Below are 20,220 nucleotides of genomic sequence, written 5' to 3'. Positions count from 1 at the left end.
CGGCAGTCCACCACCACCACTTCAGGGGGCACCTCTTGTCCATCACCCCTGTCCCTCGCGGGGCGCACCTCACCCGAAGGCTGATTCAGCTGTACGTCGGCCTTGCCCTGTACGGGGCGAGCTCGGCGCTCCTGGTCCGCGCCGGTCTCGGCCTCGAACCCTGGGGGGTGCTGCATCAGGGGCTCGCGGAGCGCACCGGACTGTCCATCGGGGTCGTCTCGATCATCGTCGGCGCCGCCGTTCTGCTGCTGTGGATACCCATCAGGCAGCGTCCCGGTCTCGGTACCGTCTCCAATGTCTTCGCCATCGGCATCGCCATGGACGGCACACTGGCGCTCGCACCCGACGTGCACGGCCTCGCCGCGCAGATCGCCGTGATGGTCGCCGGTGTCGTGGTCAACGGAGTCGCGACGGGGCTGTACATCGCGGCGCGGTTCGGCCCGGGACCGCGCGACGGGCTCATGACCGGTCTGCATCTGCGTACCGGCCGCTCCATCCGGCTCGTCCGCACACTGATCGAGGTGGCGGTCGTGGTGACCGGCTTTGTGCTCGGCGGCTCGCTCGGCGCGGGCACGGTGCTCTACGCCCTGGCCATCGGCCCGCTCGCCCAGTTCTTCCTGCGCTTCTTCACGATCGGCGAGAAGCCGGCAGCAGAGGCCGCCGCACCCGATGACGAGGCGGCCGTCACGGCCGGGTCGGACAGCGGCGACACCACCGTCACCGCACGGACACCGGAGCAGGCCATACTGCCGCAGTGACCTCCGTACGCCACCCCTATCTGGACCATCCCGCGACGATCCCCTTCGCCCATCGAGGCGGTGCCGCGGACGGGATCGAGAACACCACGGCCGCGTTCCGCCGGGCCGCCGATGCCGGGTACCGCTACTTCGAGACCGATGTGCACACCACTGCGGACGGCCGTCTGGTGGCCTTCCACGACGCCACTCTGGACCGGGTGACGGACGCCCGGGGCCGGATAGCCGAGCTGTCGTGGAGCGAGGTGCGGCAGGCCCGGGTGGCGGGCCGGGAACCGCTGCCGCTCTTCGATGAGCTGCTGGAGACATTCCCCGAAGCCCGCTGGAACATCGACATCAAGGCCGAGTCCGCTCTGGTCCCGCTGATCGATCTGATCCGCCGGGCGGATGCCTGGGACCGGGTGTGCGTCGGCTCGTTCTCGGAGACCCGGGTCGCCAGGGCCCACCGCCTTGCGGGGCCCCGGCTCGCCACCTCCTACGGCGTCCGCGGCGTGCTGGGCCTGCGGCTGCGCTCGTACGGCATTCCGGCGGCGCTGCGGGCCGGCGCGGTGTGCGCGCAGGTGCCGGAGAGCCAGAACGGCGTCCGGGTGGTCGACCGGCGCTTCGTACGCGAGGCGCACGCACGAGGACTCCAGGTGCACGTCTGGACAGTGAACGAACCCGAGCGGATGGCAGCGCTCCTCGATCTCGGTGTGGATGGCATCATGACCGATCACATCGAGACGCTGCGTACGGTGCTGAGCGAGCGGGGGGCCTGGGCCTGACGCCGGTCGTGCGACGTCTCCACGGGGAGAGACGAGGGGTGCGGGTTGAGCGCCGAGACCGCTGAGCCGACGGGAATCACGACGGGTTCCGCCGACGCCGCGAGCCGCAGACGTGAACAACGCGGCTGGTATTTCTACGACTTCGCCTGCTCCGTCTACTCGACGAGCGTCCTGACGGTCTTCCTCGGCCCCTATCTGACCTCGGTCGCCAAGGCGGCCGCCGACGCCGACGGTTTCGTGCACCCGCTCGGCATACCGGTGCGCGCCGGGTCGCTGTTCGCCTACGCGGTCTCCGTGTCCGTCGTGGTCGCGGTGATCGTGATGCCGGTCGTGGGCGCCGCTGCGGACCGTACGGGGCGGAAGAAGCCGCTGCTGGCGGCCGCCGCCTATGTGGGGGCCACCGCTACCACCGGCATGTTCTTCCTGGACGGTCACCGCTATCTGCTGGGCGCGTTCCTGCTGATCGTGGCGAACGCCTCGATCTCGGTGTCGATGGTGCTCTACAACGCCTATCTGCCGCAGATCGCCGGACCGGACGAGCGGGATGCCGTCTCGTCGCGCGGCTGGGCGTTCGGATACACCTCGGGGGCGTTCGTCCTCGTCCTGAATCTGATCTTGTACACCGGCCATGACTCCTTCGGCCTCTCCGAGTCCGACGCGGTGCGGATCTGTCTCGCGTCGGCCGGCGTCTGGTGGGGCGCCTTCACCCTCATACCACTGCGACGGCTGCGCGACAGACGGGTGACGCCGGGCGGCGAAGGAGTGGTCGGTTCGGGGTGGCGGCAGCTGATGGCCACCCTGCGCGACATGCGCCGCCATCCGCTGACGCTCTCCTTCCTGCTGGCGTACCTCGTCTACAACGACGGCGTGCAGACGGTGATCTCCCAGGCCTCGGTGTACGGCTCCGAGGAGCTGGGCCTCGACCAGACGACGCTGATCACGGCCGTGCTGCTGGTGCAGGTGCTCGCGGTGGCCGGAGCGCTGGGGATGGGCCGGCTGGCGCGGGTGTACGGCGCGAAGCGCACGATCCTCGGCTCGCTCGTCGTCTGGACGCTGATTCTCGTCGCCGGCTATTTCCTGCCCGCCGACGCGCCGGTCTTCTTCTATGTGCTGGCCTCGGCGATCGGCCTGGTGCTCGGCGGCAGCCAGGCGCTGTCGCGCTCGCTGTTCTCCCATCTGGTGCCGCACGGCAAGGAGGCCGAGTACTTCTCCGCGTACGAGATGAGCGACCGCGGACTGAGCTGGCTGGGGCCGCTGGTGTTCGGTCTCGCGTATCAGCTGACCGGGAGCTATCGGGATGCGATCATCTCGTTGGTGATCTTCTTCGTGGCCGGTTCCGTACTGCTCGCGAGGGTGCCGATCCGACAGGCCGTGGCGGCTGCGGGGAATCCCGTTCCGGAACGGATTTAGACGTTGAAGTGAAAGGCCGGTAGTGTACGCCTTTGGCCTGCCCGGAGGACCGTTACTGCGAGCGGAAGAAGCCAAACCGTTGGGTGACAACTTCTGCCAGATGTGACAAACCGGGCATTGACGGGTACTTGAACCCTGGGAAACCTGAAAAAGCAGCGGCACGACGGGCGACGCATGACCGGCAACGGGAATCTTTACCGCCGACCGGACGTTGACCGGATGACGACGACAGCGACACCTGTCCTGTGGGCGACAAGCCCGGGAGGCACGATTCATGAGTGAGCGAGCTCTCCGCGGCACGCGACTCGTGGTTACCAGCTACGAGACGGACCGCGGCATCGATCTGGCCCCGCGCCAGGCGGTGGAGTACGCATGCCAGAACGGACATCGATTTGAGATGCCGTTCTCGGTAGAGGCGGAAATTCCGCCGGAGTGGGAGTGCAAGGCGTGCGGCGCCATGGCACTCCTGGTGGACGGGGATGGCCCCGAGGAGAAGAAGGGCAAGCCTGCGCGTACGCACTGGGACATGCTCATGGAGCGGCGCACACGCGAGGAGCTGGAGGAGGTGCTGGCCGAGAGGCTGGCGGTTCTGCGCTCCGGAGCCATGAACATCGCCGTGCATCCGCGGGACAGCAGGAAGTCTGCCTGACCGCGCAGCACCGCCATACGGCAGAGCCGCGGGCTGTGACACACCGAGTGTGTGTCACAGCCCGCGGCTCTTTCGCGTCTCGGTCCGGATATCAGGTCGCGGCCCGGCGTCAGGAAGTCAGCGGCTCAGGGAGTCAGCGGCGGCCGGGGACCCTCGCCGGGCCGAGAGCCCGGCTGTGTGCCGTCCTCGCGGATGACCTCACCCTGCACGACCTTTCCGTCCGGCCGGTGAATGCGGGCCTGCTGGAAGGCGTCGGAGAGGCTGCCGGGACCGCCGGCACGCATCCGGCGCTCCAGCGACCGCTCCGCGTACCGGCCCGTCATCGAACGGACCGGCGGCACGAGCAGCAGAAGCCCCGCCACGTCCGAGATGATCCCCGGGATCATCAGCAGCAGCCCGGCCAGCATCAGGAAGCCGTTGCCCTTGCTGCCCGGGGGTGCGGCCTGCGGAGCGGCTGCGGCCCCGGGCTGCCCCGGCATCTGCTGGAGCGTCTCGGTGAGGTTGCGGAAGGCCCGGCGGCCGGCCCGCTTCATCACCGCGGCCCCGAGCACGATGCCCGCCACCAGGAGCAGCAGCACGGTGAACCCGCCCGCCGCGTCGGCCACGACGATGAGCAGCCAGATCTCCAGCACCGCCCAGGCGGCGATGGCGAGGGGGACGAAGGTACGGGCGCGTGAGCGCCTGGGGGCGGTCGGGGGCGGTGTGCCGGTCGTCATGGTCCCCAGTGTGCCCGTACGGGCGTCCGATCGGCGTATGGGGGTGATCATGAGCGGCGGACCGGCACCCGCCGCCTTCGGTGGCTCAGGTCGCCTTGCGGCCGAGGACCCGGTTCGTACGCGAGGTGACACCCCAGGAGGTGACCCGCCAGAGCGCCTCGACCAGGATGTCGCGGCTCATTTTCGAGTCGCCGATCTCGCGGTCCACGAAGGTGATCGGGACCTCGACGACGTGATACCCGGCATCGATGGCGCGACGGGCCAGGTCGACCTGGAAGCAGTAGCCCTGCGAAGCGACCCGGTCGAGGCCGATGCCGTCCAGGGTCTCGGCGCGGAAGGCCCGGTAGCCGCCCGTGACGTCCCTGGTCCGCAGCCCGAGGAGGAGCCGGGAGTACGTGCTGCCGCCGCGGGAGATCATTTCCCGGGACTTGGGCCAGTTGACCACCCGGCCGCCGGGCACCCAGCGGGAGCCGAGCACCAAGTCGGCGCCCTTCAGCGCGGTGAGCAGCCGGGGCAGTTCCTCGGGCTGGTGGGAGCCGTCGGCGTCCATCTCCACAAGCACGCCGTAACCGTGCTCGATGCCCCAGCGGAAGCCCGCGAGGTAGGCCGCGCCCAGCCCTTCCTTGCCCTTGCGGTGCAGCACCTGGACCTGGTCGTCGGCCGAGGCGAGCTCGTCGGCGATCTTGCCGGTGCCGTCGGGGCTGTTGTCGTCGGCGACCAGGATGTCGGCTTCCGGCACAGCGGCGCGCACCCGGCTGACGATCGGCTTGATGTTCTCGGCCTCGTTGTAGGTCGGAATGATCACCAAGGTTCTGCCGAGCGGGCCGTATCGCCTCTGACCGCCGTCGTTCACTTACTGCCCCTTAAGTCCGTACGCAGGTGCACACCATATCCAGCGGACAGGGGCCCGATGCCGACGCGGTCGGACGGGGGCGGGCACCGCCACGGACAGAAGGAGGGAAGTACGGACAGACCCCCTGACGGGAACCGACGGGAACTACGGATGGGGGCCCAGCGCCCTTCGGGCCGACCTGGGACCCGCTGGCTGCGGGTCGACCTAGAGCCGTTGTCTACTGAACGTCCGGGCCCCACCCGGGTCGCACCTACCGTCCGGCTGAAACCTTCCCTCGCCCCCGAGGCGCGGGCGCTGAACCTGGCTGCCAGTGGTGGTGCGCCGGTGCGGCACATCACCCCATGACCCAGCGGCGTTCGACGACTGCGTGGAGGTTTAACCGGTCGGACGTCCTGTGGTGGACTCGGCCGAACCTACCGGCCGGTGGGCGCGTTCTGTCAATAGCCGCCTGACCTGCAATGTTCGCGGAACTTGCCTGGTCAGTAGCGAAGATCCGCAGGTCGCGGCGGAGCGGCGGCGCCTTCGATCGGCGGTACGAAATGTACGGACGTCACTCGTTCGGCCGCACGTAGACAGTTTGTCCGAAGACCGCGGTGCTCAGGCAGACCGGGAGCTCGGCGCCCGGGGTGAGATCCGGCAGGCCGGGCGTTCCCGACCTCGGGTCCGTCGACCAGCGGGCGACCCGGTCGTCCGGGGCCTGGACCACCAGGTCAGCGGTGCGCCAGACCGCGTAGTCGGCCGGGGCGCCGGGTACCAGGGTCCCCGCGTCGTCGCGGCCGACGGCCCGCCAGCCGCCCCTGGTGTGGGCGGTGAAGCCGGCCCGTACGGAGATCCGGTGCTCGGGCGTGCGATGGAAGGCGGCGGCCCGTACGGTCCCCCACGGGTCCAGCGGGGTCACCGGGCTGTCCGACCCGAAGGCCAGGGGAACACCGGCCCGCAGGAGCGCCGCGTACGGGTTGAGGGTCCTGGCCCGCTCGGCGCCGAGCCGCTGCGCGTACATGCCCTCCTCGCCACCCCAGGCCGCATCGAAGGCGGGCTGCACGGAGGCGGTCAGGCCCAGCTCCGCGAAGGCGGCGACGGTCTCGGGGGTGAGCATCTCGGCATGCTCGACACGGTGCCGGGCGGCCCGGATCCGGGCCGGGCCGAGCGTCTCGGAGGCGGCCCGGACGCCCTCCACCACGGCGGAGACCGCCGCGTCGCCGATGGCGTGGAAGCCGGCCTGCAGCCCGGCCTCGGTGCAGGCGGTGACATGGGCGGCGATCCGCCCCGCGTCCAGGTGGGCGGTACCGGTGTGTCCGGCCGGACCGTCGGCGTACGGCTCGTGCAGGCAGGCGGTGTGCGAACCGAGGGAGCCGTCGACGAAGAGGTCCCCGGCGGCGCCGATCGCGCCGAGTTCGCGGATGCGGCGGGCGTCCTTCTCGTCGCCGACCTGCTCGGCCCAGTAGCCGAAGACCCGCGGTCCGCTCTCCGTCGCGGCGAGCTTCAGCAGCGCGACGAAGTCCTCCTCGTCGGAGATGTCGGGGCCGCCGCACTCGTGGACGGTGCCGATGCCGAGCGACGCGGCGTGACGCAGGGCGGCGCGCTGGGCGTCGGCGCGCTGCTGCGGCGAGATGGCGCCGTGGGCTGCGGAGCGCACCGCGTGGTGGGCGGCACCGGTCAGCGGGGCGTCGGGGTGGTACCCGGTCAGCTCGGTGACGCCCGGGACCAGGTCGAGCAGGGCGGTGGTGACGACCGCGGAGTGCACATCGATACGGGGCAGGTAGACCGGCCGTCCGCCGGCGGCCGCGTCGAGTTCGCCGCGCGACGGCGGGCGCTGCTCCGGCCAGCGTGTGGCGTCCCAGCCGTGGCCGAGGACGACCCGGTCCGCGGGGTGCGCCGCCACGTACGCGCGCAGGAGACCGAGCGCCTCGTCGAGGGTCCGGGCACCGGCGAGGTCGAGGCCGGTGAGAGCCAGGCCGGTCGATGTGGTGTGGACGTGCGCGTCGGTGAACGCCGGGGTGACCAGCGCACCCTCCAGGTCGATCACTTCGTCGACACCGCTCGCGAAGGCGTCGGCGGCCCCTTCCGAGCCCACCCAGGCGACATGGCCGCGTTCGACGACCATGGCGGTGGCGAAGGGGTCGGCGGGGCTGTGGACGTCTCCACCGCGCAGCAGCACGGTGCGGTGTTCGCTCTGGGGGGCGGTGCTCTCGGTCATGGGACCAGTCTCGCGCCTGCCCGGACCCACGCGTTCCGCGGCCCCCTCAGATCTGCGGGGGCCGGGCCTCGTACGGCGTGGAGAGTACGACGGTGGTGCGGGTGGAGACACCGGCCAGCGACCGGATCCGGGTGAGCAGGTGCTCCAGCTCCAGCGGGGTCGCGACACGCACCTTGAGGATGTAGTTCTCGTCACCCGCGACGCTGTGACACGCCTCCAGCTCCGGGACGCCCGCGAGCCGCTCCGCGATGTCGTCCGGCGCGCTCGGGTCGAAGGGTTTCACCGAGATGAACGCGGTGAGCGGCAGACCGACGGCCTCGGGGTCGACGACCGCGGCATAGCCGCGGATCACCCCGCGCTGCTCCAGCCTGCGGACGCGCTGATGAACCGCCGAGGTGGACAGGCCCGTGGCCTTGCCCAGGTCGGTGTAGCTCATCCGCCCGTCCTTGACGAGCAACTCCACGATCTGTCGGTCCAGCTCCTCCATACGGATCAACCTATTGCCCCAGGTCCCTCCAGGCACAGCGGTAAGGGCTCAGGAAGGGCACCTGCGGCGGGCATGTGACGAATGCCACAGGTTTACGGATGGGTAGCCGACCCCCACGTGGTTACGGCCGATGCGCGACGGGAAGTGCTTGCTGTGGCCGAGGCCGTGGCGCCTTGTCGGCCCACCCGAGGGGGGAATTTCCCATGCAGAGCTTGAAACTCACCGGACGTACCGAACCGGAGCCCGTCGATCCGGTCGAGGACACCGCTTTCGACGCGTACGACACGTACGAGATGTACCGGGTGATCTGCCCGGACTGCGCGCAGCCGATCGCGCTGCTGGCGGGCGAGGACGTACTGCCGGAGCACGCGCTGTGCCCGACTCCGTGGAACCCGTTCGTTCTGACGGTCTGTGCCGGTACCGGCCGCGCGGCGTCGCAGACGCGGCCCGCTGACGAGTCGCTCGACCTCCAGGAGCAGGAGACGGCCCTGCTGTTGACGCTCCCTCAGGGGCTCGACTGGAGAATGCAGCCGTTCTCGCACGCCGGCGGCCCCGGCTCGCACCCGGTGCGGGTGCCGCAGATGCGGCGCGAAGCCGCCTGAGGGCCCCTCCCGCACCTGCGCGGGACCGCCCGGACGCATCCGGGCTCGTACGGCACAACTGCGCCGCACCACGACGGCCCGGCCGGCGTGGTGCCCGCTGTCGAAGAAACTCCGCCGCCCGGGGACCCGGCGAACGGGCTCTCGAATCGGCCGGGCAGTGACCAGGGCCCGCCCCGCACCGTTGGCCTGGCATGACCCTGCTGCATTCAACGGCCGGTCCCGGTCGCCGCCGTCTCGCCGCTCCGACCGCCGAAGAATCGGTTCCGCAGCCCGGTTCACAGCCGGCGCCGCAGCCTGCGCCTCCCCGGTCGACGCCGCGACCGACGCCGCACTCCACCGATCCGCCCATCTACCGGGCGCTGCTGCGTCATTGGGAGAGCACGGGCCGGACCCTGCCGGGCCGCCATGACCAGGAGTGGAACCGGATCATGACGACGCCCGTGTGGTCGGAGCGGCCGCTGCGGGTCAGCGCGTCTCAGGACCCGCGAGGTGGCGCGCGATGACCATCCGCTGGATCTGATTGGTGCCTTCGACGATCTGCAGCACCTTGGCCTCGCGCATCAGCCGCTCGACGGGGAAGTCGAGGGTGTAGCCGTATCCGCCGAGCACCTGGACCGCGTCGATGGTCACCCGCATGGCCGCGTCCGTGCAGAACAGCTTGGCCATGGCCGCCTGGCGCGAGAAGGGCTTGCCCTCGTCGCGCAGCCGGGCCGCCTCCAGGTAGAGCGCCCGGCCCGCCTCGATCTGGGTGGCCATGTCGGCGAGCATGAAACGCAGGCCCTGGAAGTCCGCAATGGGCCGGCCGAACTGCTGCCGCCCGGTGGCGTAGGCGACGGCCTCGCTCAGGGCGGCCTGGGCGACGCCGATCGCGCAGGCGGCGATGCCCAGGCGTCCGGAGTCGAGTGCGGACAGGGCGATCGCGAAGCCCTGGCCCTCCTCGCCGATCCGGCGCGCGTCGGCGACCCGTACGCCGTCGAAGTTCAGCTGGGCGGTGGGCGAGCCCTTCATGCCCATCTTCTTCTCGGGGGCGGCCGCGTTCAGTCCCTCGGCGTCGCCGGGCACCAGGAAGGCGGTGATGCCGCGGGCGCCCTCGGCTCCGGTGCGGGCCAGGACCGTGTAGAAGTCGGCGATGCCGCCGTGGGTGATCCATGCCTTGGTGCCGGTGATGACCCAGTCGTCGCCGTCCCGTACGGCCTTCGTACGGAGCGAGGCTGCATCGGAGCCCGAGGCGGGCTCGGAGAGGCAGTAGGCACCCAGCAGGCCACCTCCCAGCATCGCCGGGAGGTGTTCGGCCTGCTGCTCCTTGGTGCCGTATCCGGCGAGCGCGTGGCAGGCGAGGGAGTGGACGCTGACACCGAGACCGACGGTGAGCCGGGCGGCCGCGAGTTCTTCGAGGACCTGGAGGTAGACCTCGTACGGCTGGTCACCACCGCCGTGGGCGGAGTCGTAGGGCAGTCCGAGCAGTCCGGACTCGGAGAGCAGAGTGAAGACTTCGCGCGGGAACCGGCCCGCATCCTCCTCCTCGGCCGCCCGCGGCGCGATCTCTCGCTGGGCGATATCGCGGACGAGCGCGACGAGCTGCCTGGACTCCTCGGTGGGCAGACGGCGTTCCACCAATTGCGGGGCACGGTCGGTCATGACGGCGCTCTCCTCCCTGTCGGGCGTTGCGACGGTCGCGCGCGCGGGGTGTGGGCGGCGCCGCCGGGGGCTTCCGGGCACGGCCCGGAGAAGCACTGCTGCCCAGCCGATGCCGGCCTCCCGGATTACGAGAGTCGCTGGCCAGCGGCTGTGGCGGCTTGAGTATGCCCGATCGGACGATATCCGTCACGGGGTGGCGGAGCGACTCGGCGGCGAGCGGGACGGCCACCCGGAATTGGTCCGAACCATTGACCCAACTGGTCTAGTCCATCTACGGTTCCACCCGAACCGTCCTTTCCGCGTTCATGCCAAGTCCACGGGATGGCCGACAGCACGCCCCACTCACAGGTTCCCTCCCCCACGAGGAGACAAGATGTTCGGACCGCACAGTCCCCGCGCCCGCTTCCGGGCGCTCGCCGCCGCCGTCTGTACCACCGCTCTCGGCGCCACCCTGCTGGGCGCCGCGGGCACCGCATCGGCCGGCGCGGCCCCCACCCCCACCACCACGCGGGCCGCGGCTCCTGCAGCCGCCGACGCCACCCCCACGGCGGCCGGCGACAAGGTGGTCGGATACTTCGCCAACTGGGGTGTCTACCAGCGCAATTATCACGTCAAGAACATCGAGACATCGGGCTCGGCCGACAAGCTCACGCACATCAACTACGCCTTCGGCAATGTCACCGGCGGCAAGTGCGCGATCGGCGATGCCTACGCCGACTACCAGAAGACCTACGACGCCTCCTCCAGCGTCGACGGTGTCGCCGACACCTGGGACCAGCCGGTCGCCGGCAGCTTCAACCAGCTGCGCAAGCTGAAGAAGCTGCACCCGAACCTCAAGGTCATCTGGTCGTTCGGCGGCTGGACCTGGTCCGGCGGCTTCGGCGAGGCGGCGGCGAACCCGGCCGCGTTCGCCGAGTCCTGCTACAACCTGGTGGAGGACCCCCGTTGGGCCGATGTCTTCGACGGCATCGACATCGACTGGGAGTACCCCAACGCCTGCGGCCTGACCTGTGACACCAGCGGACGTGACGCCTACGGCAACCTGCTGGCCGCGCTGCGCTCCAAGTTCGGTACGGACAACCTGGTCACATCGGCGATCTCCGCCGACGGCTCCGACGGCGGCAAGCTCGACGCCGTCGACTACGGCGGCGCCTCGAAGTACGTCGACTGGTACAACCCGATGACGTACGACTTCTTCGGCGCCTGGGACGCGAAGGGGCCGACCGCCCCGCACTCCCCGCTGACCTCCTACAGCGGCATTCCGAAGGAGGGCTTCAACAGCGAGGCCGCCATCAACAAGCTGAAGGCGCAGGGTGTCCCCGCGTCGAAGCTGCTGCTCGGCATCGGCTTCTACGGCCGCGGCTGGAGCGGCGTCACCCAGGACGCGCCCGGCGGCACCGCCACCGGAGCGGCGCCCGGTACGTACGAGGCGGGCATCGAGGACTACAAGGTCCTCAAGAACAGCTGCCCCGCGACCGGCACCGTCGCCGGTACGGCGTACGCGCACTGCGGCACCGACTGGTGGAGCTACGACACCCCGGCCACCATCGCCACCAAGATGAACTACAAGAACCAGCAGGGACTGGGCGGCACCTTCTTCTGGGAGCTCAGCGGTGACACCACCAACGGCGAGCTGATCAAGGCGATCAACTAGCCACCGGGTAAGGGGCGGGGCGGCGGGCCGGACCGGCCCACCGCCCCATTTCGTCCGTGATGACATGATCCGCAATGGGTACAACGAGCCGTGATTCACGCGGCGTTCCCGCTCCGGCCGAAGGTCCCGCGACTCGCTCCGGCATGATGGTGCCGCACCCGCTCCGACCATGTGTTCCCCGGACCGCGGTGTGGCCCCAAGGAGGAGGATTCCGCTTGTCACGCCAGGTTCTGACGGTCTGCCCAGAGCGGTCCGACGGCTTTCGAACGATCGGGGAGGCGCTGGCCAGGGCGCGCAGCGGCGCCGTGATCAGCGTCCGTTCCGGCACCTACGCCGAGAGTCTGGTCATCACCGTCCCCGTCACCATCGCCGCCGAACAGTCCCGCGGCAGCGTCGAGATATGTCCGCCCCGCGGCAGCGCCGTGGTGCTCCAGGCCGAGGCCGTGATGCTCACCGATCTGGTGCTGCGCGGCCGCGACGAGGAGCTGCCGGTGGTGGACGCCCCGCGCGGCCAGATCGCGATGGACGGCTGCGACATCACCGGCGCCTCGTGGACCGCCCTGCTGGCACGCGGTGCCGGTTCGATGGCCCTGCGGGACTGCCGGGTGAGCAATCCGCGCGGCGCGGGCCTGGTGGTGACCTCGACGGTGGAGAGTTCCGCCGAGTCCTGCAGACACCTCGACCGACGCCCAGAATCGCGTCAAGTGGTGGTGGAAGCCCGGCACGACGGCCCGTACCTGCCAGATCTCCGTGTTCGTCCCGAACAGCAACACCACGCTGTACGTGGGCGGGCACCCCACGACGTATCACGTGCTGGTGAACGCCAACGACCGTACGACCAAGTACAGCAGCTTCACGATCAACCAGGTGAGCCACCGCGGCCAGTGGGTGAACGCGGGCACCTTCGCCATGAAGGGCTCCACGATCGGCGTCAAGCTGCTCGACCGGGGCGACGACTGGTCCAAGGGGTGGGAGAAGGCCCACCACGCCGCCGCTCAGATGAAGGCGACCTGCCGCTCCTGACCCGCCGGCGCCGACCGGGGCCGGTTTCTCACATGAGGCCGGCCTGGGTCACGAACATGGCGATCACCACGACGAGCGTCCAGCCCAGCACGGTCTCCAGGACCTTCGGTCCGTCCTGGGGGCCGCCGGTCCGCGCACGGCGGCGGACGGTGACAGGGCAGGTGGCGGTTTCGGCAGCAGTCGCGGTCATGGCATCTCGCTAGGTCGGCCGGCAGTGGGTGTCCCCCGAGGACCCGACCACAGTGCCAGCACAACGGGCCCCCGGGGTAGAGATGTCCGTCACTGCCCCGGGGGAGCCCCGCCGCGTCAGCGGACGCCGACAGCCGCCAGAGCCCGCTTCTGGGCGGGCGTCGGGTGCGCCGGGAAGTACAGGTAGCAGACGCCGCCTGTGCCGGAAACCACATTGCCGCTCGCGTTGTGGCGCTTGGTGCGGAGCCAGATCGTCTCCCACTCCTGGCGCTTGTAGACCCGGCGCACGGCCTCGTTGCTCGGCGAGGCCGGGTCGTTCGCGATCACGTCGCCGTCCTCGGTGAACCCGATCACGGTCATCAGGTGGCCGGAGGTCCCGTACCCGGCACCGGTCAGCTCCTCCTTGAGGAAGGACTGCGACGTTATGGCCGGGATGCCCGCCCGGATCAGCGTCTCCAGGTCCGTGAGTGAGCTCAGCCGGGTCACCACCGCGCTCATGTCGTCGTACGTCGCGGCGTACGCGGCGTTGAACGGCCAGTTGCCGCAGCCCTCGTACTGGTAGTCGTACGTGAACCGGGCGGCGTGGCAGACCTGCGGGTCGGCGAGGCCCGGCTTGACCCAGGCGAGCTGCTCGGCGGTGGGCCTGCGCCCCCAGTACTCGATGATCATCTGCGAGGAGGTGGGGCTGCACCAGGCCTCGCCGCCGTTGTCGTACTCCGGGTACTGGCCCGCGTGCACATTCTGCGAGTAGCGCGGCACCGGCAGTTCCCGGGCGAGACCGGGGGTGCTGGCGGGCACGGTGAAGCGGTCCGGGATGTCGGACGCCATCGCGCCGAGCCGCCAGATGGTGGGCGTGAGCCGGGTGCCCGGAGTGCGGTACAGGGTGAGCCGTAGCCGGTAGGAGACCAGCCGCAGCCCGCTCGCCGCGTCGTCCACCGAGAAAGTGTCGGTCCAGATGGAGCTCTTGCCGTCGGACTGGTCGTCGAGGGACGTCCGGCGGATGTCTCCGTCGCCCGCGGCCCAGCGGCCCATCACGTACCAGGGTGTCGAGGTGGCGTCCGAGTAGCGGCCCTGGAGCTCTATCTGGATCCAGGTGCCCGCCGGGGCGTCCGCGTTCCAGGAGGCGATCACCTCGGTCGCCGGGACGGCGGACCGGTGGACCGACGAGGTCCAGGTCGCGTACTCCCAGGTGGCGGTCTTGCCGGTGTACGGATCGGTGTAGTCGGTGCGTCCCTCGGCGTGGCCGATCACCAGAGCGGGCCTGCGGCCCACCGCGACGCGCGTCCCGGCGCCGCGGCCGCTGAGCCAGTCGAAGTACGTGTGCCAGGAACGGTTGTCCACGAGGGAAGCGGCTGCCGAGGAGGCGGAGCGCGGGGCGGCGGCGGGAACGGCGGCGGCTGCGGAGCCGGCGGACGACACCGTGCCGGCGGTGGCCGCTGCCGCGAGCGCGGCGGTCAGCACGGTTCTGCGCGAGGTCGGTCTGTTCATGGGCGAGACCCCCGGTCGTAAGCGGAATGGGGCTGCAGGTGCACGACAGTGCGCCAACTATTGCGGGTCGCGGCAGGATTCGGCCAGCGGTTCAGCCCTCATCGATAAACCAATATTGGTCTGGTCCACTGGCGTGACCTGCGATTGCTTCGAATCGGCTCGTAGGCTGGGGCGCATGAACGACCTCTCGCTCCTCGCCGCGCGGCTGCGCACCCTGGCGCCGTCCTGCGGACCGGTGCGGCTGATCGCCATCGACGGCCACGCGGGATCGGGGAAGAGCACCTTCGCGTCCCGTCTCGCGGCCGTGCTCGACGACGCCCCCGTACTGCATCTGGACGATCTGGCCACCCATGAGTCCTTCTTCACCTGGGTGGACCGGCTGTGGGAGCAGGTGATCGGGCCGCTGTCGCGCGGTGAGTGCGCGCGCTATGCGCCGTACGACTGGACCGCGCGGACGTTCGCGGCGCCGCGCAGCCTGGAGCCCGCACCGGTCGTCCTGATCGAGGGGGTCGGGGCCGGCCGCCGGGCGCTGCGGCCCCATCTGGCACGGCTGTTGTGGATGGATCTCGCTGCCGCGGAGTCCTGGGAGCGGGGCCGCCGTCGGGACGGACCGGCTCTTTCGGCCTTCTGGGACGGGTGGACGGCGGCCGAGGCGGAGCATTTCTCGGCCGATCCCTCGCGCTCCCACGCGGATGCTCTGGTACGACAGTTGCCTGTGGGGTACGAGTGGCTGGAGGGGCCTGACGCGTCAGCAGGAATGAACCATTCCGTCACCGAACGTGATCGCGTTGTGCCGCCGCATTGAGTGGTGAGAAATCGGCCTGGAAGTACCTCAACTCTGCTTGACCCGAGGGCGGTACAGGTCTTACGTTCTCAATGTGCGGCTTTTCGGAGCCCTCGCAGACACGAAGCCCCCGGTTGTTCCCCCGTGATCGGGGGCTTCGTTCTGCCTTCGCACTCTCTTTCCCACGCCTGTTCGGCGGATTCCGCTCACCCTCGGTCACGGTCTCCCTTCCGCCTGCGGCGCTCTTAGTCGCACACTCCCTGCGCAGGTACGATGCCTCTCGGTGCGGTCAATTCCCGTCCGTGGCACAGTGATTCAGCGCGCCTCGGCGGGCAGGTCGTGCGGCGGGACATCCTGGGGGCACGGTTTGTGGGGGACCAGATGGACATCGGCACGCAGGGCGCACAGGCCCCGGCCGACCTCGCCTGGCTGCGCGGCGTGGACGCCTACACCATGGGCGCCTACCCACAGGCCGAAGAGGAGTTCAGGGCTGCGGTACGGATCGATCCCGGCATGGCGGACGGATGGCTCGGCCTCCATGCGCTGAGGGTCGACACCACGACGGCGCTGCTGCGCATGTACCGCCATCGCGAGCGCTTCGGCGAACAGCGCACCCGCCATCGGCGCACGCTCAACTCCTGGTACTGGCTGGGCTGGTGGGTGCAACCGGTGCTGGAGAGCCCGCGCGATCTGCTCCTCGCGCACGCCTCGCACTGGCTGGACGGGCGCCATGTCCCCGAGCTGGACCGCGCACTGGCTGGCCTGCCGCCGGTGGACGCGGACCCGCAGGTGCGCTTCCTGCACGCCTGCCGCTCCTATCTGGTCAAGGACTGGGAGCAGCTCGTGCGCAACACCGAGCAGCTGATCGACGATCCGATGCTCGGTATCGAGGCGGGGCTGTTCGGCGGGATGGCGCGGGTGCGGCTGGAGATGTACGGGCAGGCCGAGCCGCTGCTCTCCGCCGCGCTGATGCGCTGCCGCAGCGAACAGCCGCAGCGCAAGGAGCTGCGCTACTGGCTGGCCCGGGCACACGAGGGCACCGGCCGCAGCGCGGCCGCCCTGCCGCTCTACCGGGCGGTGCACCGGATCGACCCGGCGTTCATGGACACCTCGGCACGGCTCGCCGCGATCGCGGACTACGACGGTCTCGAAGGCACCGACGAGGCCGCCGGTCTCACCGCCGTGTCCCTGGCCGGGTTCGGCACGGACGCCGTGGCGGAGGCGCAGCCGGACGGGGATTCTCTGCTCGGCACCGATCTGGTGGACGGCCGGGAGCTGCGGCCGGGCAGCGAGACACCGGGGCTCGTGGGCATCGGGGTGCCGCCGCCGTCCGACGGGGCGTGGCGCAAGACCGCGGTGCCCGGCCAGCCGACCGCCCCTTTCCCGGCCGGGCCCAGCGATCCGGTGCTGCTTGCCGAGGCGCTGACGGAGCTGGAGCGGATGGTCGGCCTGGAGCCCGTCAAACGCCAGGTCAAGGCGTTGTCCGCGCAGCTGAACATGGCGCGGCTGCGGGCCGGCCAGGGGCTTCCCGTGCAGCCGCCGAAGCGCCATTTCGTCTTCTCGGGCCCCTCCGGCACCGGCAAGACCACGGTGGCCCGCATCCTCGGCCGGGTCTTCTACGCGCTCGGTCTGCTCGGCGGCGACCATCTTGTCGAGGCCCAACGGGCGGATCTGGTGGGCGAGTTCCTCGGCCAGACCGCCGTCAAGGCCAATGAGCTGATCGACTCGGCGCTCGGCGGGGTGCTGTTCGTCGACGAGGCGTACAGCCTCTCCAACACCGGCTACAGCAAGGGTGATGCGTACGGCGACGAGGCCCTGCAGGTCCTCCTCAAGCGCGCTGAGGACAACCGGGACCATCTCGTCGTCATCCTTGCAGGCTATCCGGAAGGCATGGACCGGCTGCTGGCCACCAATCCGGGGCTCTCCTCGCGCTTCACCACCCGGGTGGACTTCCCGAGCTACCGGCCGCTGGAACTCACCTCGATCGGTGAGGTGCTGGCCGCGGAGAACGGCGATGCGTGGGACGAGGAGTCCCTGGAGGAGCTGCGCTCCATCAGCGGCCATGTCGTCGACCAGGGCTGGATCGACGAGCTGGGCAACGGGCGGTTCTTGCGCACCCTGTACGAGAAGAGCTGCGCCTACCGTGATCTGCGGCTCTCCGGCTATGCGGCCGTGCCGAGCCGGGACGATCTGGCCACGCTGCGGCTGCCGGATCTGATGCAGGCGTACGGCGAGGTGCTGTCCGGCCGGGGGCCGGTGGACCGGGGGCCGCAGGAGCCGCCGCCTTTGTGAGGGTGGGCTACCGGGGTCGCCCGGCAGCCGTTGTCCTCAAGCGCAGGACGGGGCCGGTATCAGCCCCGTCCGGCGGTCGGGATCCTAATGGACCAGCGCGGTGAGTTCGCCGGTGCCGGTCGTCGTTTCCGTCGTGCGGCGTGGCACCGCGACACGGTGGGCCGGGTCGCGTACCTCACCGACCAGCATCTCCAGGACGTCCTCCATGGCGACCAGGCCGAGGACCCGGCCCGATGCGTCGGCGACCTGCGCCAGATGCGTCGCCGCGCGGCGCATCACGGTCAGGGCGTCGTCCAGGGGCAGCTCGGCCCGTACGGTGGCCATCGGGCGCCACACGTGCTGGGGGACGGCCCGCTCGCCGTCCTCCAGGTCGAGGACGTCCTTGACGTGCAGATAGCCCATGAACGGGCCACCGCCCTCCGCGCACACGGGAAAGCGTGAGTAGCCGGTCCGTACGGTCAGCTCCTCGATCCGGTGCGGGGTGACGGAGGGATCCACCGTCACCAGGGAAGCCCGGCTGAGCAGCACATCGGTGACGGGTCTGCTGCCCAGCTCCAGTGCGTCCTCAAGCCGCTCCTGCGCCTCCGGCTCCAGCAGTCCGGCCTGGCCGGAGTCCTCGACGAGCCGGTTGAGCTGCTCGCTGGTGAAGACGGCCTCCACCTCGTCCTTCGGTTCGACGCCGAAGAGCCGGAGCACCAGCCGGGCACAGGCGCCCAGTGCGGAGGTGACCGGGCGGCAGATGCGGGCGAAGCCGACGAGGCCGGGGCTGAGCCACAGCGAAGTCTTCTCCGGGGCCGCCATCGCGAGGTTCTTCGGGACCATTTCGCCGATGACGAGATGGAGGAAGACCACGAAGACGAGCGCCAGCACATAGCCGAGCGGATGGATGAGGCCCTCGGGCAGGTGGACCGCGTGGAAGACCGGCTCCAGCAGATGGGCGACGGTCGGTTCGGCGACGGCGCCGAGGGTCAGCGAGCAGACGGTGATGCCGAACTGGGCGGCGGCCATCATCTGCGGCAGGTTCTCCAGGCCGTACAGCACCTGGCGGGCCCGGCCCGACCCGGCTGCCGCGAGGGGTTCGACCTGGCTGCGCCGTACGGAGACGAGGGCGAACTCGGCACCGACGAAGAAGCCGTTCGCCAGCACGAGGAGCGCGGCGAAAAGCAGCTGGACCAGGCTCATCGCACGGCCTCCAGGGCGTCCTGGGTCAGCGGGGTCGCGGTGACGGGATCGGTCGCCTCGGCCGTGCGTACGAAGCGGACCTTCTCGGCGCGGTAGTGGCCGACCTGGCGGACGGAGATCCGCCAGCCGGGCAGTTCGGCCCGGTCGCCGGGGGCGGGGATGCGGCCCAGCAGATCGGCGACGAGTCCGGCCACGGTCTCGTACGGTCCGTCGGGTACGTCGAGCCCTATCCGGCGCAGGGTCAGGACCCGGCAGCTGCCTTCGGCGTCCCAGGCCGGGCGGCCGTCCTCCGGAGCGGCGGGGGCCAGTTCGGGCCGGTCGGCGCCTTCGGCGTCGTGCTCGTCCCTGACCTCGCCGACGAGTTCCTCGATGATGTCCTCAAGGGTGACGACTCCGGCGGTGCCGCCGTACTCGTCGACGACGACGGCGATCGGCTGCTCGTTGCGCAGCCGCTGGAGCAGCTGCTCGACGGGCAGCGTCTCCGGCACCAGCAGCGGCGGTACGGCGATCCGGCCCGCCGGGGTGCGCAGCCGGTCCTGGGCGGGCACGGCGAGCGCGTCCTTGAGGTGGATCATGCCGACGACCTCGTCGATGCGCTCCCGGTAGACGGGGAAACGGGACAGGCCGGTGGCGCGGGTGAGGTTGAGGACGTCCTCCGCGGTCGCCGAGGACTGCAGGGCGCTGACCTTCACCCGTGGGGTCATGACGTGCTGGGCGGTGAGTCCGGCGAGCGACAGGGTCCGTACGAAGAGATCCGCGGTGTCCTGTTCGAGGGTGCCGGCCTCGGCCGAGTGCCGGGCCAGGGACACCAGTTCCCCGGGGGTGCGGGCGGAGGCCAGCTCGTCGGTGGGTTCGACGCCCAGCAGGCGTACCAGCCGGTTGGCGACGGTGTTCAGCAGGCTGATCACCGGCCGGAGGGCGGCGGAGAAACGGTGCTGGGGGCCGGCCACGAACCGGGCGACCTGGAGCGGCCGGGAGACGGCCCAGTTCTTGGGCACGAGTTCGCCGATCACCATCTGAACGGCGGAGGCCACCATCATCCCGATCACCACGCTGATGCCGGGCACGGCGCCGTCGGGCAGACCGGTCGCGGTGAGGGGGCCGTCCAGCAGCTGGGCGAGTGCCGGTTCGGCGAGCATGCCGACGACCAGTGAGGTGATGGTGATGCCGAGCTGGGTGCCGGAGAGCTGGAAGGAGAGTTCACGTAGGGCTTCGACGACGGTGCGGGCCCGCCGGTCGCCCTCGGCGGCGGCGCGCTCGGCGTCCGGCCGCTCCACCGTGACGAGGCCGAACTCGGCTGCCACGAAGAATCCGTTGGCGAGGATGAGAAGGAATGCCGCGCTCAGAAGCAGCAGGGGGGTGGTCATGCCGCCGCCTCCTGGGAAGGGGCGGCGCAGGTACTACCGGACGATCCGTCCATTGCTGGAAGGAGTCACTCCTTGGGTCGCAGGAAAGCCCCGCCGGTCTCATGGACCCTCTGGTGCGGGGCGGGGCGCACAGGGCGCCGCCTTCCTCCAGAGTAATCAAGAAGAGGCCG

General features: G+C 70.4%; 18 protein-coding genes and 1 pseudogene. 10 read left to right on the top strand and 9 right to left on the bottom strand.

All coding sequences use genetic code 11. The features are described from left to right. The first annotated feature begins 35 nt into the window (after positions 1 to 35). The 4 genes from ACGFU7_RS38300 (at position 36) to ACGFU7_RS38285 (ending at position 3,578) form a co-directional block, all read left to right on the top strand. Complete coding sequence (locus ACGFU7_RS38300; protein ID WP_393702350.1) at positions 36 to 758, top strand: YitT family protein; 723 nt, start codon at positions 36 to 38, stop codon at positions 756 to 758. Then, the gene (locus ACGFU7_RS38295) at positions 755 to 1,519 is read left to right on the top strand and encodes a glycerophosphodiester phosphodiesterase (RefSeq protein ID WP_393702348.1); all 765 of its coding nucleotides are present in this window, start codon (positions 755 to 757) and stop codon (positions 1,517 to 1,519) included. Before ACGFU7_RS38300 ends, ACGFU7_RS38295 begins: the two co-directional genes overlap by 4 nt. A gap of 45 nt (positions 1,520 to 1,564) precedes the next feature. Then, positions 1,565 to 2,929: an MFS transporter gene (locus tag ACGFU7_RS38290; RefSeq protein ID WP_393702346.1), complete on the top strand. Its 1,365-nt coding sequence runs from the start codon at positions 1,565 to 1,567 to the stop codon at positions 2,927 to 2,929. Between the two features lie 274 nt (positions 2,930 to 3,203). Next, positions 3,204 to 3,578 (top strand): RNA polymerase-binding protein RbpA, encoded by a 375-nt coding sequence (locus ACGFU7_RS38285; RefSeq protein WP_007262928.1) that lies wholly within the window; start codon positions 3,204 to 3,206, stop codon positions 3,576 to 3,578. Between the two features lie 125 nt (positions 3,579 to 3,703). Here ACGFU7_RS38285 and fxsA read toward each other — a convergent pair whose 3' ends face one another. The 4 genes from fxsA to ACGFU7_RS38265 form a co-directional block, all read right to left on the bottom strand. Next, positions 3,704 to 4,294 (bottom strand): FxsA family membrane protein, encoded by a 591-nt coding sequence (fxsA, locus tag ACGFU7_RS38280; RefSeq protein WP_393702344.1) that lies wholly within the window; start codon positions 4,292 to 4,294, stop codon positions 3,704 to 3,706. Between the two features lie 85 nt (positions 4,295 to 4,379). Continuing rightward, a complete protein-coding gene (locus ACGFU7_RS38275; protein WP_393702343.1) occupies positions 4,380 to 5,147 on the bottom strand; it encodes a polyprenol monophosphomannose synthase in 768 nt (255 codons plus the stop codon). Between the two features lie 550 nt (positions 5,148 to 5,697). Then, complete coding sequence (locus ACGFU7_RS38270) at positions 5,698 to 7,344, bottom strand: amidohydrolase (protein ID WP_393702342.1); 1,647 nt, start codon at positions 7,342 to 7,344, stop codon at positions 5,698 to 5,700. A 46-nt stretch (positions 7,345 to 7,390) separates the two neighbouring features. Continuing rightward, complete coding sequence (locus tag ACGFU7_RS38265) at positions 7,391 to 7,831, bottom strand: Lrp/AsnC family transcriptional regulator (RefSeq protein WP_024493538.1); 441 nt, start codon at positions 7,829 to 7,831, stop codon at positions 7,391 to 7,393. 203 nt (positions 7,832 to 8,034) lie between these two features. Between ACGFU7_RS38265 and ACGFU7_RS38260 the strand changes: the two genes are divergently transcribed. Continuing rightward, positions 8,035 to 8,433 carry a hypothetical protein gene (locus tag ACGFU7_RS38260; protein WP_393702341.1) on the top strand — a complete coding sequence of 133 codons (399 nt, stop codon included), beginning with the start codon at positions 8,035 to 8,037 and terminating at the stop codon, positions 8,431 to 8,433. Between the two features lie 465 nt (positions 8,434 to 8,898). On the opposite strand, the gene ACGFU7_RS38255 is transcribed toward ACGFU7_RS38260, so the two are convergent. Further along, entirely contained in the window at positions 8,899 to 10,071 is a 1,173-nt protein-coding gene (locus ACGFU7_RS38255) for an acyl-CoA dehydrogenase family protein (protein WP_393702339.1), read from the bottom strand. Between the two features lie 373 nt (positions 10,072 to 10,444). Here ACGFU7_RS38255 and ACGFU7_RS38250 point away from each other — a divergent pair, with 373 nt between their 5' ends. From ACGFU7_RS38250 to ACGFU7_RS38240, 3 genes and pseudogenes are all read left to right on the top strand, one after another. Then, a complete protein-coding gene (locus ACGFU7_RS38250; protein WP_393702337.1) occupies positions 10,445 to 11,725 on the top strand; it encodes a glycoside hydrolase family 18 protein in 1,281 nt (426 codons plus the stop codon). A 215-nt stretch (positions 11,726 to 11,940) separates the two neighbouring features. Further along, positions 11,941 to 12,396, top strand: a pseudogene (locus ACGFU7_RS38245) (sporulation protein); the annotation flags it as partial. A 79-nt stretch (positions 12,397 to 12,475) separates the two neighbouring features. Next, the gene (locus tag ACGFU7_RS38240; protein ID WP_393702336.1) at positions 12,476 to 12,748 is read left to right on the top strand and encodes a hypothetical protein; all 273 of its coding nucleotides are present in this window, start codon (positions 12,476 to 12,478) and stop codon (positions 12,746 to 12,748) included. 28 nt (positions 12,749 to 12,776) lie between these two features. On the opposite strand, the gene ACGFU7_RS38235 is transcribed toward ACGFU7_RS38240, so the two are convergent. Together ACGFU7_RS38235 and ACGFU7_RS38230 are read right to left on the bottom strand one after the other, a co-directional pair. Beyond that, entirely contained in the window at positions 12,777 to 12,938 is a 162-nt protein-coding gene (locus ACGFU7_RS38235; protein WP_393702334.1) for an SCO1431 family membrane protein, read from the bottom strand. Positions 12,939 to 13,054: 116 nt separating this feature from the next. Continuing rightward, positions 13,055 to 14,425 carry a peptidase C39 family protein gene (locus tag ACGFU7_RS38230; RefSeq protein WP_393702332.1) on the bottom strand — a complete coding sequence of 457 codons (1,371 nt, stop codon included), beginning with the start codon at positions 14,423 to 14,425 and terminating at the stop codon, positions 13,055 to 13,057. A 175-nt stretch (positions 14,426 to 14,600) separates the two neighbouring features. Between ACGFU7_RS38230 and ACGFU7_RS38225 the strand changes: the two genes are divergently transcribed. Together ACGFU7_RS38225 and ACGFU7_RS38220 are read left to right on the top strand one after the other, a co-directional pair. Continuing rightward, positions 14,601 to 15,230: a uridine kinase gene (locus ACGFU7_RS38225; protein ID WP_393702330.1), complete on the top strand. Its 630-nt coding sequence runs from the start codon at positions 14,601 to 14,603 to the stop codon at positions 15,228 to 15,230. Positions 15,231 to 15,590: 360 nt separating this feature from the next. Then, positions 15,591 to 17,501 (top strand): AAA family ATPase, encoded by a 1,911-nt coding sequence (locus ACGFU7_RS38220; protein WP_393702328.1) that lies wholly within the window; start codon positions 15,591 to 15,593, stop codon positions 17,499 to 17,501. A gap of 84 nt (positions 17,502 to 17,585) precedes the next feature. On the opposite strand, the gene ACGFU7_RS38215 is transcribed toward ACGFU7_RS38220, so the two are convergent. Both ACGFU7_RS38215 and ACGFU7_RS38210 read right to left on the bottom strand, forming a co-directional pair. Further along, the gene (locus ACGFU7_RS38215; protein ID WP_393702326.1) at positions 17,586 to 18,683 is read right to left on the bottom strand and encodes a hemolysin family protein; all 1,098 of its coding nucleotides are present in this window, start codon (positions 18,681 to 18,683) and stop codon (positions 17,586 to 17,588) included. Next, positions 18,680 to 20,050, bottom strand: coding sequence for a hemolysin family protein (locus ACGFU7_RS38210; protein WP_393702324.1), 1,371 nt, complete (start codon positions 20,048 to 20,050; stop codon positions 18,680 to 18,682). Before ACGFU7_RS38210 ends, ACGFU7_RS38215 begins: the two co-directional genes overlap by 4 nt. Positions 20,051 to 20,220 lie beyond the last annotated feature (170 nt).

The organism is Streptomyces sp. NPDC048473, from assembly GCF_043200155.1.
GTDB lineage: Bacteria > Actinomycetota > Actinomycetes > Streptomycetales > Streptomycetaceae > Streptomyces.
Note: the sequence above shows the minus strand (reverse complement) of the source record. Positions and strands in the feature narration are given on the sequence as shown.

Bases quoted from the DNA above. Each gene is read 5' to 3' on its own strand.
- ACGFU7_RS38285 (WP_007262928.1), top strand. From the start codon at position 3,204: ATGAGTGAGCGAGCTCTCCGCGGCACGCGACTCGTGGTTACCAGCTAC.
- fxsA (WP_393702344.1), bottom strand. From the start codon at position 4,294: ATGACGACCGGCACACCGCCCCCGACCGCCCCCAGGCGCTCACGCGCC.
- ACGFU7_RS38270 (WP_393702342.1), bottom strand. From the start codon at position 7,344: ATGACCGAGAGCACCGCCCCCCAGAGCGAACACCGCACCGTGCTGCTG.
- ACGFU7_RS38265 (WP_024493538.1), bottom strand. From the start codon at position 7,831: ATGGAGGAGCTGGACCGACAGATCGTGGAGTTGCTCGTCAAGGACGGG.
- ACGFU7_RS38260 (WP_393702341.1), top strand. From the start codon at position 8,035: ATGCAGAGCTTGAAACTCACCGGACGTACCGAACCGGAGCCCGTCGAT.
- ACGFU7_RS38255 (WP_393702339.1), bottom strand. From the start codon at position 10,071: ATGACCGACCGTGCCCCGCAATTGGTGGAACGCCGTCTGCCCACCGAG.
- ACGFU7_RS38250 (WP_393702337.1), top strand. From the start codon at position 10,445: ATGTTCGGACCGCACAGTCCCCGCGCCCGCTTCCGGGCGCTCGCCGCC.
- ACGFU7_RS38235 (WP_393702334.1), bottom strand. From the start codon at position 12,938: ATGACCGCGACTGCTGCCGAAACCGCCACCTGCCCTGTCACCGTCCGC.
- ACGFU7_RS38230 (WP_393702332.1), bottom strand. From the start codon at position 14,425: ATGAACAGACCGACCTCGCGCAGAACCGTGCTGACCGCCGCGCTCGCG.
- ACGFU7_RS38225 (WP_393702330.1), top strand. From the start codon at position 14,601: ATGAACGACCTCTCGCTCCTCGCCGCGCGGCTGCGCACCCTGGCGCCG.
- ACGFU7_RS38220 (WP_393702328.1), top strand. From the start codon at position 15,591: ATGGACATCGGCACGCAGGGCGCACAGGCCCCGGCCGACCTCGCCTGG.
- ACGFU7_RS38215 (WP_393702326.1), bottom strand. From the start codon at position 18,683: ATGAGCCTGGTCCAGCTGCTTTTCGCCGCGCTCCTCGTGCTGGCGAAC.
- ACGFU7_RS38210 (WP_393702324.1), bottom strand. From the start codon at position 20,050: ATGACCACCCCCCTGCTGCTTCTGAGCGCGGCATTCCTTCTCATCCTC.